Genomic DNA, 13,486 nt, shown 5'->3' with positions numbered 1-13,486 from the left:
AAGCTGTCAGGGTCAGGCGCTTAATCTGGATTTGATCAACCCGGATATCTTGCCCATGTCGGCGCGGCCTACAACCAGCGGCTTAACCGCGGCCATGACTTTGCCCATATCCTTGATGCCAGATGCGGATGTCTCCGTCACCACCTGCTCAAGTATCGCCTTGATCTCGTCTTCGGTCAGCGCTTGTGGCAGATACTCTTGCAACACGCTTACTTCAAACTTCTCAACATCTGCCAGGTCATGCCGATTGGCTGCCTCGTACTGGGAAATGGAGTCGCGACGCTGCTTCAGCATCTTTTCAATCGCCTCGATGACTTGCATGTCATCAAGCTCGATGCGCTCATCCACTTCGCGCTGCTTGATAGCAGCCAGCAACAGACGAATGGCACCCAGTCGCGCGCTGTCTTTGGCACGCATAGCCGACTTCATATCCTCGCTAATGCGAACCTTCAACGACACAACAGGCACTCCCTATCAACCAGTACAACCAACGCTACACATCTCACCACAAAACTCACAGCCGAATATACGGCCAAAGAAGCTTAGTAGAGCTTAGGTGCCAGAGTCTGGTTGCGAATACGACGATAGTGACGCTTAACAGCAGCAGCAGCCTTACGCTTGCGCTCCCAGGTAGGCTTCTCGTAGAACTCGCGAGCACGCAAGTCGGTCAACAGACCAGTTTTTTCAATCATGCGCTTGAAGCGGCGGAGAGCCACGTCAAACGGCTCGTTTTCTTTAACACGTACGCTGGACATTAGATCACTTTCCTTGAGAAAGGGCGAAAAAGTCTGCTATTCTAGCGCCACATTACGGTTTTATCAATCGTTATATTGTACTTTTGCCTCACTCAGCCCCTTATCCCTGCGTACTGCAAGCCCAACCCACTATGATTATTCTCGGCATTGAATCCTCCTGCGACGAAACCGGCATTGCCCTGTACGACCAGGGGCATGGCCTGTTGGCCCATGCGCTTCACTCGCAGATAGATATGCATGCCGAGTACGGTGGCGTAGTGCCAGAGCTGGCATCGCGCGACCATGTGCGCCGCACATTGCCACTCATACAACGCGTGCTGGATGAAGCCAAATTGACGCTTGCCGATATTGGTGGCATTGCTTACACGCAAGGCCCAGGCCTGGCTGGTGCCCTTTTGGTCGGCACCAGCATTGCCGAATCACTGGCGTTTACCCTGAATTTGCCCACCGTGGGCGTGCATCACCTTGAGGGGCATTTGCTGGCTCCATTGCTGGAAGCCAATCCACCGGCATTTCCGTTTGTGGCCTTGCTGGTTTCTGGCGGCCACACCCAATTGATGCGCGTGGGAGGCATAGGCGATTACATATTGCTGGGCGATACGCTGGATGATGCCGCAGGCGAGGCTTTCGACAAAACCGCCAAACTGCTGGGCTTGAATTACCCCGGTGGCCCGGCAGTATCTCGCCTGGCGGACAGTGGCACACCCGGACGCTTCAAACTGCCGCGCCCGATGCTGAACAGTGGCGACCTGAATTTCAGTTTCAGCGGACTTAAAACCGCCGTATTGACGCTGGTAAATGATCACAGTGATGCCGACGGCATCTTGGATGAGCAGACCAAGGCAGATATTGCACTGGAATTTCAGGAAGCCGTCACGGAAGTGTTGACGGCGAAATGCATGGCGGCCCTGCGGGATACCGGCTTGGATCAGCTGGTGGTTTCTGGTGGTGTAGGCGCCAACAGGCAACTGCGTGAAAAACTCAACCGCGCCACCAAGCGACGTTTATGCCATGTGCACTATCCGCGCCTGGAATTTTGCACCGACAACGGCGCCATGATTGCCTTTGCCGGCGCCATGCGCATGCAGCATGAGACCGAGGGCGACCATGGCTTCAGCGTACGCCCACGCTGGGACCTTGCCAGCCTGCAGCACCCAGCCTGAGTTTAAGGGCTTATTTTTTGCCGAAGCCTGCTTCGGTTCCCGCCAGCAACTTGCTGATATTGCTACGATGGCGCCAGATCAACAGCAGCGCGAGTACTAGCGCTGTCCACACATAACTCTCGCTGGGCAATAGATACCACGCATACAGCGGCGCCATGGACGCTGCCACCAAGGCCGCCAGGGAAGAGTAACGCCAGATGGCAAACACCAGCGCCCAAGTCAGCAGCACCGCCAAGCCCAACCAGCCCGAAAATGCCAGCAGCACACCAAGCGCTGTTGCCACACCTTTGCCGCCCTTGAAGCCGTAATACACGGGGTAAAGATGGCCGATGAACACCGCCAGGGCAACCAGGCATACCATATCGGCATCGAATCCCCATTGCTGCGCGATGAACACGGCAAGCCAGCCCTTGGCAGCATCGCCCAGCAGGGTAAGCAGGGCTGCCAGCTTCTTGCCACTGCGCAATACATTGGTCGCCCCTGGATTACCGGAGCCAACGGTGCGCGGATCAGGCAAACCAAACAGCTTGCTAATGACAATGCCAAATGAAATTGAACCCAGCAAATACGCTGCCAGAATAAAAGCGCTATCAATCATCATAAATACTTTAAAATTCCTGAAATTTTTACGGTGCCAGTGCGCATGAACCACGCACAAAAGCAGGAATATACTGGATTCCCGCACCGCCGTGAACGCAAACCTCTGTGCAACAGCGCTAAACCGACGCCTGACTCGCCATCATCAGGCATGAATCAACTTAAGGACACCCAGCATGGACATGATTTTCTTGAGCGAAGTCAAAGTGCAAACCCGACTTGGCGTGCCGGAGTGGGAGCGCATGGTGCCACAGACCATTATCCTTGATCTGGAAATTGCCATGCCGCACAGTCGTTCCTGCCAGACCGATGAAATCGACGACACCATAGACTATGGCATGGTGGTGGCACGCATACGCGAAACGCTCAGCGAGAAGTCGTTCAGGCTGGTAGAGGCTTTGGCTGAGCATCTGTGTCAGATCGTGCTTAATGAATTCGGCGCACCGTGGGTCAAAATCAAGGTCGCCAAACCAGGCATTCTGCCGGGGCTAAAAGCACTGGGTGTTGTTATTGAACGAAACAAGCCTTAGCTCACTCCATCCACTTAAGCTCAACATTCGCGTTCTCATCCCATGAAGCCCTACCTAATCCGCGCATTTATCCTAGTGCTTACCTGCTGCCTGTTTTCCACCCAGGCATCGGCAGCCTCGGAACGAATAGGACCCAATAACCTCGCCGTTATCGTGAACGAAGCGGACCCCAACAGCATGGAAGTGGGGGAATATTATTTGCAAGCACGCCAGATTCCCTCGACAAACCTGATCAAGGTGAAACTGCCTGCGGGCAAAGTCAAATTAAGCGCCTGGGAATTTGCCGGTTTACGCAGCAATATACTTCCGCGCCTGGGCCCTGAGATCCAGGCCATCGTGCTGATCTGGACCACCCCTTATGCGGTGGAGTGCAACAGCATCACTTCCGCCATGACCCTAGGCTATGACGCCCAGCAGTGTAAAAAAACCTGCGATCCCGGCAAGCCCAGCCCCTATTTCAACAGCTCTGTCAGCCAACCTTATACTACCCTCGGCATACGCCCCACCATACTGCTGCCAGTCGAGTCAGTGGAGCAGGCAAAAGCGCTGATAGACCGTGGCGTATTCAGCAGCTTCCGATTGCTTCCCAGCAGTGCTTATCTCTTGACGACATCGGACCAGGCACGCAATGCGCGCGTGCCCATGTTTCCGAAACCCATGCAGATTGCCGCCAGCCAGCTCACCATTCAACGCATAGAGGCGGACAGCATTCAGGATCGCAAGGATGTGATGTTTTACTTTACGGGCAAAATTTCCGTGCCGCATCTGGATACGCTGACATTCAGGCCGGGCGCCATTGCCGATCATCTGACATCCAGTGGCGGCGACCTTTTAGGCAAATCCCAGATGTCCAGCCTGCGCTGGCTGGATGCAGGTGCCACGGGCAGCTATGGCACGGTTTCAGAGCCTTGCAATTACTGGCAAAAATTCCCGGCACCTAGCATCGTCATGAAACATTATCTTGAGGGCGAAACCCTGATTGAAAGCTACTGGAAAAGCGTGGCATGGCCAGCGCAAGGGCTTTTCATCGGGGAGCCTCTGGCTACTCCATATGCCAGAACACAGGGCGCACCGAGCCCATGAAGCCAACGCCATGCCCTTGCCACAGTGGCACGAACTACTCCACTTGCTGCCAGCGCTGGCATACTGGCAGCCGTGAGCAACCACCCCCTGTCCAGCTGATGCGCTCCCGTTATGCGGCTTACGCGCTCCAGCTTGAAGATTATCTGCTGGCTACCTGGCATCCTGACACCCGCCCGGCGCGACTTGGCTTAACCGAAGATGCGCCCACCAAATGGATAGGCCTGCGCATTTTGCGTGATGAAGTGCAAGGCGATAGCGCGATCGTAGAGTTCGAAGCGCGCTACAAGATCAACGGCAAAGCGGAAAAACTGTATGAAATCAGCCGGTTTATCAAACTGAATGGCGATTGGTACTATCTGGATGCAAGCGGCGAGTAAAGTCTGGGGCACACCCTAGCCGCGCGGATGGTGCTTGGCATGCAATTGCTTCAGGCGCTCACGCGCCACATGCGTGTAAATTTGCGTGGTTGAAATATCCGAGTGCCCCAACAGCATCTGCACCACCCGCAAATCTGCCCCGTGATTCAATAAATGGGTGGCAAAAGCGTGGCGCAGCACATGGGGCGATAAAGGTTTGTGTATGCCTGCCTGCAAAGCGTAGCGCTTGATCAGATACCAGAATGCCTGGCGCGTCATGGCCTCGCCGCGCTGCGTCACAAACAAACTATCAGAAACGCGCTGCTGCAGCATCTGCGGCCGTCCTTCGCGTACATAACGCAACAACCAATCCACCGACTCTTCCCCCAACGGGACCAGGCGAGTCTTGCTGCCTTTACCCGTCACGCGCACTACCCCTTCATTGAGGCTGACTTCGGTATAGCGCAAACCCACCAACTCGGAGACGCGCAGGCCACAGGCATAAAGGGTCTCAAGCATGGCCCGGTCGCGCAGGCCAATGACTTGGGAAATATCCGGTGCGCTCAACAAGGCGACCACCTCGTCTTCATTCAGGCTCTTTGGCAATGAGCGTGGCAGCTTGGGCGTATCAATCAGTATCGTGGGATCAACGCTAATGTGTCCCTCGCGCAAGCCATGGCGATAAAACCGCCTCAAGCTCGCAATCAAACGGCTGACACTACGCGGCTTGCTGGTCGGAAACCGGAACGCGAGATACTCTTGAATATCTCCCTGATCAGCCTGATTGAGCAACCTGGCATTTTCCGACCACAGCCAGCCAGCAAACAGCGCGAGATCGCGCCGGTAACTTTCCAGCGTATTACGCGCCAGACCATCCTCCAGCCACAGGTGATCCACAAAGCTGTCCAGCAGCGCCGTATTCGCCGCGCTCATGCAAAACCCTCATGTGCCAGCAACCACTGCTTGATGGCAAGACCACGTGGATTACCCTGCATGAAGCCCCCCAGGCCGCTTTTGGCAACGACGCGATGACAGGGAACCAGCAAGGGTACCCTGTTCGCGCCGCACACGTTGGCAACCGCCCTGGGGCCGGAATGGACACATTGGGCCAGCTGGCTATAGCTCAAGGCTTCTCCAGACGGGATATCGGCAATGGCCTTCCAGACACGCTGCTGAAACAAGGTGCCGCCAGTAAGATATGGAAGGTCTATCAGGCGCGCGGGATCCAGCAAATACTGCTGCAGTTCATGCACGGCGTGCTGCACAAATGGAAGCGGAGCCGCATGAGGCTCTAAGGTCTCGGCCAACAGTTCAATGCCGACCACGAAGTCATCCTGAACGCGCAGGCCTATTGCTCCAAATGGCGCAGTGATGATGGCATCATAATCGTGCGGTGTGTTTCCAGCATTCATCGGACTATGGTAACGCAATCTTTCGTGGCGTATCCAGTCAACTCCCAAGCTACAAAAGCAAAAAGCCCCTTGCGGGGCTTTTTGTGGACAGCTGGGCTGAAATTTATTCAGCGCTAACTGGCTTTTCACGCAGCTTGAGCTTTTCCTTGATACGTGCAGACTTGCCTGAACGCTCACGCAAGTAGTACAGCTTACTGCGACGTACATCACCACGGCGCTTCACTTCAATAGAAGCGATCAGTGGGGAGTAAGTCTGGAATGTACGCTCAACGCCTTCACCGGAAGAAATCTTGCGAACGATGAAAGAAGAGTTCAGGCCACGATTGCGCTTGGCAATCACAACGCCTTCATAAGCCTGTACACGCTTACGAGTACCTTCAACCACGTTCACACCAACGATAACGGTGTCACCAGGTGCAAATTCAGGAACATTCTTGCCGAGACGGGCAATTTCTTCCTCTTCCAACATCTTGATAATGTCTGCCATTTTTCAGTTCCTTTTAATTATGAGGATTCTTGTTCCTGCTTCAACGTTTGCTCAACATCAAGCTCCGCCAGCAGCCGAGATTCCTCTTTCGTCAACGACCTTTCGGCCAGTAAATCCGGGCGTTTAGCCCTTGTTTGCGCCAGCGACTGCTTGAGTCGCCAACGCTTGATCTTTACATGATGCCCGGACATCAGAATCTCGGGCACCGCCACGCCTTCATATACTTCCGGGCGGGTATAGTGGGGGCAATCCAGCAAGCCATCCACAAATGAATCCTCGAGTGCGGAATCCATATCGCCCAGACTGCCGGGCAATTGACGCACAATCGCATCTATCAACACCATGGCGGGTAACTCACCACCCGATAGCACATAATCGCCTATCGAATACTCTTCATCAACCACACGGTCTAGCAAGCGCTGGTCTACACCTTCATAGCGGCTGGCCAGCAATATCAAGCCAGGCTCTTGCGCCAACTGCATCACCGCGGCATGGGTAAGAGGCTTGCCTTGCGGTGACATGTGTATCACCTTGGGCACAGCAACTCCGGCTTCCACTTGCCTTGCTTTGGCAGCACCAATCGCTTTTTCCAGCGGCTCGGCCAGCATCACCATGCCAGGACCGCCACCGTATGGCCGGTCATCCACTGTACGGTAATTGTCGCTGGTGAAATCGCGTGGATTCCACACATGCAGGGCATAAATGGCTTTTTCCAGCGCCCTCGCCGTAATGCCAAACCGGCTGACGGCTTCAAACATCTGCGGAAACAGACTCACCACATCAAACTGTCTGGTGACAGACTTGGTGGCTTCAGGCGCCAGCGACATTAAAACTCCGGATCCCAGTCTACCAGCATGGTTCCTGCTTCAATATTCACCTCAGGCACGGCTTCTGCGGTAAACGGCACCAGACGCTCACGCCCGGCATTATCTTTCACCACCACCACATCATTGGCACCAGTTTCGAATACATCCACCACAGTGCCAAAATCTACCTGCTGCAAATTGCTGACGCGCAAACCAATCAGATCGGACCAGTAATACTCGCCCTCTTCAGCTTCGGGCAACTGCTCGCGCGGCACGGACACCTGCTTGCCTCGGGCAGCAAATGCAGCATCACGATCGTCAATCCCCACCAGCTTGACCAGCAAGGTCTTGCCATGCACTTTCGCTGCTTCGACTACGTATTCCTGCCACTTGGAGTCACGCCCCAGCCACCAGTTATCGTAATCGAACAGGCTATCTATGGTCTCGGTATCCGGCTGAATTTTCAGCCAGCCATAAATGCCATAAGGGGCGACAACGCGCCCCATGACGACCATATCCTTCACAGTTGTTATCGCCTGTTAAAAGGCAATACCCCGCTTAGGCAGCTGCTTTGGCAGATTGCTTGACCAGACGTGCAACGCAATCAGACAGCTGTGCGCCGTTGCTTTGCCAGTGAGCAATACGCTCACCGTTCAGGCGCAGGCCTTCTTGGCCTTCTTTAGCCAAAGGATTGTAAAAACCTACACGCTCAATGAAGCGACCATCGCGACGATTGCGCGAGTCAGCTACCACTACGCTGTAAAAGGGGGATTTCTTCGCGCCACCGCGTGCGAGACGAATGATCACCATAATAGTTGTTCTCTTTTAATTGACACAGAAAGGCGCGGATTTTACGTTATTTATGAGGGGCTTGGCAAGGGGAATATCAGATTATCTGCATTCTTGCCCGATCACCCTCTACTATGCAGGCTGGTAGCGCGTAGGGTCTGCCATGCCCGCCGCCAGAAAACCATCGCGACGGAAGCGGCATGAATCACACTTGCCACAAGCCCGGCCTTGCTCATCCGCCTGATAACAGGAAACTGTCATTCCATAATCAAAGCCCAGCGCGCTGCCGCGCTTCACTATGTCAGCCTTGGATAAATCAATCAGCGGAGCATGCACGGTAATGGTGTCACCTTCGACAGCGGCCTTGGTGGCAAGATTGGCCATAGCTTGAAAAGCCCGCACATATTCGCCACGGCAATCTGGATAGCCCGAGTAATCCAGCGCGTTGACGCCAATAAAAATATCGCTCGATTTCAGCACTTCGGCCCAGGCAAGTGCCAATGACAACATGATGGTATTACGGGCTGGCACATACGTCACCGGAATGCCTTCCGTAGGGGACTGTGGGACATCGATGCGGTTATCTGTGAGGGCGGACCCACCAAACAGGGAGAGATCCAGTTGCACGGTCTTGTGCTCCGCCGCCCCCAGACATTCGGCGACACGCTGTGCCGCCAGCAGCTCGGCAGAGTGGCGCTGGTGATAATCCAGACTCAGACAATAGCACTCATAGCCCTGGCTACGCGCAATGGCCAGCACAGTGGCGGAATCAAGCCCACCGGATAACAGCACAACCGCTTTTTTGCTCATCTCAAACTCCGGGCCTTTCGCCCCACAATATCTTGTGCAACTGCACCTGCATGCGCACAGGCAACTTGTCCGCCAATATCCACTCAGCCAGCTCTGTCGGATTCACCTGGCTATATACCGGGGAGAACAGCACACTGCATGTGCGATGCAATGGCTGCTCGGCAAGCAGCTCTTTGGCCCAGACATAATCAGCATGATCACATAATACAAACTTCACCTCGTCCTGCGCCTTGAGATGCTCAAGATTGCCCCACATATTCTTTTCCAGCTCGCCAGATCCGGGGGTTTTGATATCCAGAATGACGGATACGCGTGGATCGACCCTGGCGATATCCATCGCACCGCCGGTCTCAAGCGACACGCTATACCCCGCATCGCACAGCCGTGTCAGCAGCACATGGCAATCGCGTTGCGCCAGGGGTTCGCCGCCCGTCACCGTCACATAATGCGCCCCATACTCGGCCACCTTCTGCATGATGTCGTCAATCTCCATGCTACCGCCCCCATGAAAGGCATAGGCAGTATCGCAATAAACGCAGCGCATGGGGCAGCCCGTCAGCCGCACGAACACCGTGGGCAGGCCAACGCGCGATGACTCGCCTTGCAGCGAATGGAAGATTTCGTGGATTCTAAGTTTCATGACCGGATAAATGGAAAATAGCCGACAACAATCTGCTGTCGGCCATCAATAAACGTTATTTTACTTGAAGTTGGGGCAGTTCTGGCGAATTGCCTGAACGCTTAGCGCTTTATCGATTCCAGAACTTTGAGACGGCTTTGCGCGCGCGGAATCACATCACTCTTAGGATACTGACTGATCAGGTCGCGCAGGGTCTTTTTGGCGCCATCCACATCGGCCAGCTGTATCTGGCTGTTGGCAATATTAAAACTGGCTTCCGGCGCTTTGGCGCTATCAGGATATTGCTTCAGCAGCTTTTGCTGGGTAGCAATCGCTGCCTTGTAATTTTTGAGTGAGAACTGCGAGAAGCCCAAGCCATACATCGCATCGGCTGCGTGAGTACTGGCGGGGTATGTCTGCAGAAACTTCTGATAGGCATCAAATGACTCTTTGAACTTGCTGACCTGCAGCAAGCCATTAGCAGCCTCAAAGTCTTTGTTTTCCGACGAACTGGCTGGCGCCTCTGCGACAGCACCTGATGTGGACTGTGCCGCATCGGTAGCGGCGGCTGGCGCCCCACTCTCCAGTTTGCGCAGACGGCTATCCGTATCTGCGTATAAATCTTTTTGACGCTGTTGCGTCATGTCAACGTTATGGTTGGCCACTTCCAATTGGCCTTGCAGACGACTGATCTGCTGATTGAGGGCATCAATCTTGCCCAGCATGTCAGTCAGGCTCTGGGTGTAACGTTGCTCCAGAGCCTGCTGATTTTTCTTCAACTCATCTATCGCAGCTTGCGTGGCCTGATTCTGGGTTTGCACCTGTTGCTGAAGGTCAGCAATTTTCCTGCGTGCCTCATCATCCCCAAACAGCGCAGCATGCGCCACTTGAGAAACACCCATCAACAGCCCCAAACCTACTATCAAACCACGCATTATCAATTACTCGCCTTGGTAAACGATGTCAGCACGACGGTTCTTGCTGTAAGCAGCTTCGTCGGAACCAGCAGCTTGTGGCTTTTCTTCGCCGTAGCTGATTGTTTCGATTTGCTTGTCAGAAACACCTTGCAGGTTCAGCACTTGCTTGACAGCAACAGCACGACGTTGACCCAGCGCCAGGTTGTACTCGCGGGTGCCACGTTCGTCAGTGTTACCTTGCAGAATCACCTTGGCATCTGGATGCTCAACCAGGTACTTGGCATGGGCATTAACCAGATCACGGTATTCAGGCTTGACTTCATCCTTGTCAAAATCGAAGTAAACGCTGCGCTTGGACAGGATGTTGTTAGGATCGGTCAAAGGGTTAACCGACATGCTGCTGTTCTGTACACCGCTGGTAGAAGCAGAGTCAGAGCTTTGGCTGGTGGTAGTTTGCGCTGGGCTCTTGTCTTCAACAACAGGGGCATTCTTCACAGGCTTGCTTGAGCAAGCAGCCAGCATCATCGCCAGCAGTACGCTTGTTACTAAACTTTTATTCATGTTTTTCTCTCCTTTAAAATCAATAAAATACAACCAAAATTCACTACTAAAAAATCTGTTCCATCACAAAACGGCTAATTCGCTGCGGGTCCCCACGCGGGCTCACGCACATCCCCGCCAGTTTCACTTAGACGCTGCTTGACGCGACCATCTGCAGAGACGGCAGCCAAGGCACCACGCCCGCTAATGCTGGTCGCGTAAAGAATCATGCGGCCATTCGGAGCAAAGCTGGGAGACTCATCCTGTGCGGTATCACTCAGAATCTGCACCTGACCGCTGGCTATATCCTGCACGGCCACGCGGAACTTGCCACTATCCTGCTTGATATAGGCCAAGGTCTTGCCGTCCGGCGAGATGCGCGGGCTGACGTTGTAATTACCGTCAAACGTCATCCGCTTGGCATCACCGCCCGTGCTGGCCATGCGATATATCTGCGGCCCGCCACCCCGGTTGGATGTGAAGTAGATCACCGAGCCATCCGGGCTGAAAAATGGTTCTGTATCAATAGACGTCGTGTAGGTCAGCTGCTTCAATCCGGTACCATCGGCATTGATCACATACACCTGTGAGTTGGCGCTGTGCGTCAATACAATCGCCAGTCGGCTACCATCAGGAGACCATGCAGGGGCGCTATTGTTACCCTTGAAGTTTGCAACCACATTACGCTGCCCCGTCACCAGCGACTGCACAAATACAATCGGCTTCTTTTTCTCGTAGGAAACATAAGCCAGTTTCGTGCCATCCGGAGACCAGCGTGGGGATATTACTGGCTCATTGGAAGACATCACAGTCTGCGGGTTGTACCCATCGGCATCGGCCACTTGCAATGCATAGCGGCCAGCGGTCTTGGTGATGTAGGCAATGCGTGTGGAGAACACACCAGGCTCGCCAGTCAGTTTCTCATAAATGATGTCGGCAATTTTGTGCGCTGTCGCACGTTGCTGCGATGCCGAGATATTGAATTCAAGTCCTGCAAGCTGGTTTTGCTTTAGCACATCCAGCAAGCGGAAAGACACCTTGAGGCGGCCGCCAGGCAACGTTTCCACTGAGCCTATCGTGAGCGCCTGGGCTTGAATGGCAGCCCACTCGGGATATTTCACCTCGGGCAGATCGTGCGGCTGATTCACCACACCACGCGTTTCCAGCACACGGAATAAGCCACTGCGCCGCAGGTCAGCCCCCACGACCGTGGCAATATCATCCTGTGCACCAGGCGTTTTGGCGAAAGGCACGACAGCAATCGGGATTTGCTGTGCAGCGCCGCCAACGATTTCGATTGTCAATGCAGCATTACCGGCAAGCGGCAAGGCCAAGAGGAAAAAGCTAAGTAGTAGACGTAGTTTGTTCATGGGTAATTAGGGTAAATATGTTTTGCAAAGTTCCCTTGTGCAAAGTCCAGCCATTCTAGCAAACTTATGCTACTCATTCGGCCTGAACTTGAGTTCCAGGTTACGAAACTGTGCAAGCAGGTCTGGCTGCGTAGGCAATGGCAAGGGCTGAGACTGCAGAATAGCCCGCTCCACAGCGTCGTCACAGGCAGTAATACCGCTGCCTTTAACCAGCCGTGGCGAGCCAATCAGCTCCCCCGTCGGCATCAGATTAAGGTTAAAGGTTAGCTCGGGTTTGCCGCTGCCACACAATTGCGAATTCACATTGCGCCGGATCTTGTTCGTGATCAGGCCGATATATTTCGCGACTTCGCTGGGATCCACCTTGGGCGATGCTGACGCTGCCGGGCCGGTTTGGGGCGCAGCTGCATGCGTCGCCTTTGCGTCTTCCTCCAGCATGGCTTGCTGCAGTTTTTTCAGCATGTCCTCTTTAGGCTTTTCGTCTTTCTTTTTTGGCTCAGGCTTGGGCTCTTCTTTCGGTTTTACCGGCTTTTCTTCCTTGGGTTTAACCGGTTCCTTTTTCACCTGAATCTCAGCTTTGGGCTGAGGCTCGGGAGCCGGATCAGGTTTAGGCTCGGGCTTGGGCTCCGGTTTTGGTTCTGGTTTTACCGGCTCAGGCATTGGTTCAGGCTTGGGCGGCTGCACCGCCTTTTCAGCGGGAATCGCTTCCCACAGTTCCACCTGAGCCACGCTCATGGGCTGCACGGTTTTCCAATGAAAGGAAAACAGCAGCAACATCAACAGAACACCATGCACCAGCACCGACAGGGCGCCAGCACGAATGGCAAATGTATTTTCACGCTCGCGTATCATGCCAACCTATTTTGCAGGCTTGAGCAACAGCCCAACCTTGTATTGCTTAAGGCCATCCATCAGGCTGACCACTTGGTCATACTTCACGTTTTTATCGGCAGCAATGACAATAGCGCGGTCTGGCGTTTTTTCCAGCATGGTGCGCACTTCAAACAGCAGCTGATCGCGCTCCAGCGCCTTGCCTTCAATTTCGACCTGATCATTGGCCTTGACGGTAATCACCAGTGGCGCCGCGGCTTGTTTCAGCGTCTGACCTACCTGCGGCAGTTCCACCACCCCAGGATTGGTCATGGGCGCCGTGACCATAAAGATCACGAGCAGCACCAGCGTCACGTCAATGTAAGGCACGACGTTGATCTGGTTCATCATCCGCCGTTTACGGGTTCTCGCCATGATGCCC

General features: G+C 54.2%; 20 protein-coding genes. 4 read left to right on the top strand and 16 right to left on the bottom strand.

Annotated elements, in window-relative coordinates; translation table 11 throughout:
* Positions 1 to 12 precede the first annotated feature (12 nt).
* Together LG204_RS06050 and rpsU are read right to left on the bottom strand one after the other, a co-directional pair.
* On the bottom strand, positions 13 to 459 hold the full coding sequence (locus tag LG204_RS06050; RefSeq protein ID WP_328441278.1) for a GatB/YqeY domain-containing protein: 447 nt from the start codon (positions 457 to 459) through the stop codon (positions 13 to 15).
* Positions 460 to 542: 83 nt separating this feature from the next.
* Positions 543 to 755: a 30S ribosomal protein S21 gene (gene rpsU / locus LG204_RS06045; protein ID WP_013443087.1), complete on the bottom strand. Its 213-nt coding sequence runs from the start codon at positions 753 to 755 to the stop codon at positions 543 to 545.
* Between the two features lie 131 nt (positions 756 to 886).
* On the opposite strand from rpsU, the gene tsaD reads away from it, so the two are divergent.
* Positions 887 to 1,918 (top strand): tRNA (adenosine(37)-N6)-threonylcarbamoyltransferase complex transferase subunit TsaD, encoded by a 1,032-nt coding sequence (tsaD, locus tag LG204_RS06040; protein ID WP_230336424.1) that lies wholly within the window; start codon positions 887 to 889, stop codon positions 1,916 to 1,918.
* Between the two features lie 10 nt (positions 1,919 to 1,928).
* On the opposite strand, the gene plsY is transcribed toward tsaD, so the two are convergent.
* Positions 1,929 to 2,519, bottom strand: a complete 591-nt coding sequence (gene plsY, locus LG204_RS06035; RefSeq protein ID WP_230336423.1) for a glycerol-3-phosphate 1-O-acyltransferase PlsY — start codon at positions 2,517 to 2,519, stop codon at positions 1,929 to 1,931.
* A gap of 172 nt (positions 2,520 to 2,691) precedes the next feature.
* On the opposite strand from plsY, the gene folB reads away from it, so the two are divergent.
* Genes folB through LG204_RS06020 form a run of 3 tightly spaced genes read left to right on the top strand, consistent with a single transcriptional unit; the run spans position 2,692 to position 4,505 of the window.
* Positions 2,692 to 3,045: a dihydroneopterin aldolase gene (folB, locus tag LG204_RS06030; RefSeq protein ID WP_230336422.1), complete on the top strand. Its 354-nt coding sequence runs from the start codon at positions 2,692 to 2,694 to the stop codon at positions 3,043 to 3,045.
* A 42-nt stretch (positions 3,046 to 3,087) separates the two neighbouring features.
* A complete protein-coding gene (locus tag LG204_RS06025) occupies positions 3,088 to 4,128 on the top strand; it encodes a TIGR03790 family protein (protein WP_230336421.1) in 1,041 nt (346 codons plus the stop codon).
* Positions 4,125 to 4,505 carry a YchJ family protein gene (locus tag LG204_RS06020; RefSeq protein WP_230336420.1) on the top strand — a complete coding sequence of 127 codons (381 nt, stop codon included), beginning with the start codon at positions 4,125 to 4,127 and terminating at the stop codon, positions 4,503 to 4,505. The genes LG204_RS06025 and LG204_RS06020 overlap by 4 nt, the downstream gene beginning before the upstream one ends.
* A 15-nt stretch (positions 4,506 to 4,520) precedes the next feature.
* On the opposite strand, the gene xerD is transcribed toward LG204_RS06020, so the two are convergent.
* From xerD to LG204_RS05955, 13 genes are all read right to left on the bottom strand, one after another.
* Positions 4,521 to 5,417 (bottom strand): site-specific tyrosine recombinase XerD, encoded by an 897-nt coding sequence (gene xerD / locus LG204_RS06015; RefSeq protein WP_230336419.1) that lies wholly within the window; start codon positions 5,415 to 5,417, stop codon positions 4,521 to 4,523.
* Complete coding sequence (locus LG204_RS06010) at positions 5,414 to 5,896, bottom strand: methylated-DNA--[protein]-cysteine S-methyltransferase (protein ID WP_230336418.1); 483 nt, start codon at positions 5,894 to 5,896, stop codon at positions 5,414 to 5,416. Before LG204_RS06010 ends, xerD begins: the two co-directional genes overlap by 4 nt.
* A 103-nt stretch (positions 5,897 to 5,999) precedes the next feature.
* Positions 6,000 to 6,383, bottom strand: a complete 384-nt coding sequence (gene rplS / locus LG204_RS06005) for a 50S ribosomal protein L19 (protein ID WP_230336417.1) — start codon at positions 6,381 to 6,383, stop codon at positions 6,000 to 6,002.
* 17 nt (positions 6,384 to 6,400) lie between these two features.
* Positions 6,401 to 7,210 carry a tRNA (guanosine(37)-N1)-methyltransferase TrmD gene (gene trmD, locus LG204_RS06000; protein WP_230336416.1) on the bottom strand — a complete coding sequence of 270 codons (810 nt, stop codon included), beginning with the start codon at positions 7,208 to 7,210 and terminating at the stop codon, positions 6,401 to 6,403.
* Complete coding sequence (rimM, locus tag LG204_RS05995; protein ID WP_230337850.1) at positions 7,210 to 7,704, bottom strand: ribosome maturation factor RimM; 495 nt, start codon at positions 7,702 to 7,704, stop codon at positions 7,210 to 7,212. The genes trmD and rimM overlap by 1 nt, the downstream gene beginning before the upstream one ends.
* Positions 7,705 to 7,747: 43 nt before the next feature.
* Entirely contained in the window at positions 7,748 to 7,999 is a 252-nt protein-coding gene (rpsP, locus tag LG204_RS05990) for a 30S ribosomal protein S16 (protein WP_013443098.1), read from the bottom strand.
* 111 nt (positions 8,000 to 8,110) lie between these two features.
* A complete protein-coding gene (queC, locus tag LG204_RS05985) occupies positions 8,111 to 8,788 on the bottom strand; it encodes a 7-cyano-7-deazaguanine synthase QueC (protein WP_230336415.1) in 678 nt (225 codons plus the stop codon).
* A 1-nt stretch (position 8,789) separates the two neighbouring features.
* On the bottom strand, positions 8,790 to 9,428 hold the full coding sequence (gene queE / locus LG204_RS05980; protein WP_230336414.1) for a 7-carboxy-7-deazaguanine synthase QueE: 639 nt from the start codon (positions 9,426 to 9,428) through the stop codon (positions 8,790 to 8,792).
* Positions 9,429 to 9,529: 101 nt separating this feature from the next.
* Positions 9,530 to 10,342: a tol-pal system protein YbgF gene (ybgF, locus tag LG204_RS05975; protein WP_230336413.1), complete on the bottom strand. Its 813-nt coding sequence runs from the start codon at positions 10,340 to 10,342 to the stop codon at positions 9,530 to 9,532.
* A gap of 6 nt (positions 10,343 to 10,348) precedes the next feature.
* The gene (gene pal / locus LG204_RS05970) at positions 10,349 to 10,885 is read right to left on the bottom strand and encodes a peptidoglycan-associated lipoprotein Pal (RefSeq protein WP_013443102.1); all 537 of its coding nucleotides are present in this window, start codon (positions 10,883 to 10,885) and stop codon (positions 10,349 to 10,351) included.
* A gap of 74 nt (positions 10,886 to 10,959) precedes the next feature.
* Positions 10,960 to 12,234, bottom strand: a complete 1,275-nt coding sequence (gene tolB, locus LG204_RS05965; RefSeq protein ID WP_230336412.1) for a Tol-Pal system beta propeller repeat protein TolB — start codon at positions 12,232 to 12,234, stop codon at positions 10,960 to 10,962.
* Positions 12,235 to 12,303: 69 nt separating this feature from the next.
* The gene (locus LG204_RS05960) at positions 12,304 to 13,086 is read right to left on the bottom strand and encodes an energy transducer TonB (RefSeq protein ID WP_230336411.1); all 783 of its coding nucleotides are present in this window, start codon (positions 13,084 to 13,086) and stop codon (positions 12,304 to 12,306) included.
* A gap of 6 nt (positions 13,087 to 13,092) precedes the next feature.
* A complete protein-coding gene (locus tag LG204_RS05955; RefSeq protein ID WP_230336410.1) occupies positions 13,093 to 13,479 on the bottom strand; it encodes a biopolymer transporter ExbD in 387 nt (128 codons plus the stop codon).
* Between the last annotated feature and the right edge of the window lie 7 nt (positions 13,480 to 13,486).

This window comes from Methylovorus menthalis, assembly GCF_020523625.1.
In the GTDB taxonomy this organism is placed as follows: domain Bacteria; phylum Pseudomonadota; class Gammaproteobacteria; order Burkholderiales; family Methylophilaceae; genus Methylovorus; species Methylovorus menthalis.
This window is presented reverse-complemented; position numbering and strand designations above follow the sequence as displayed.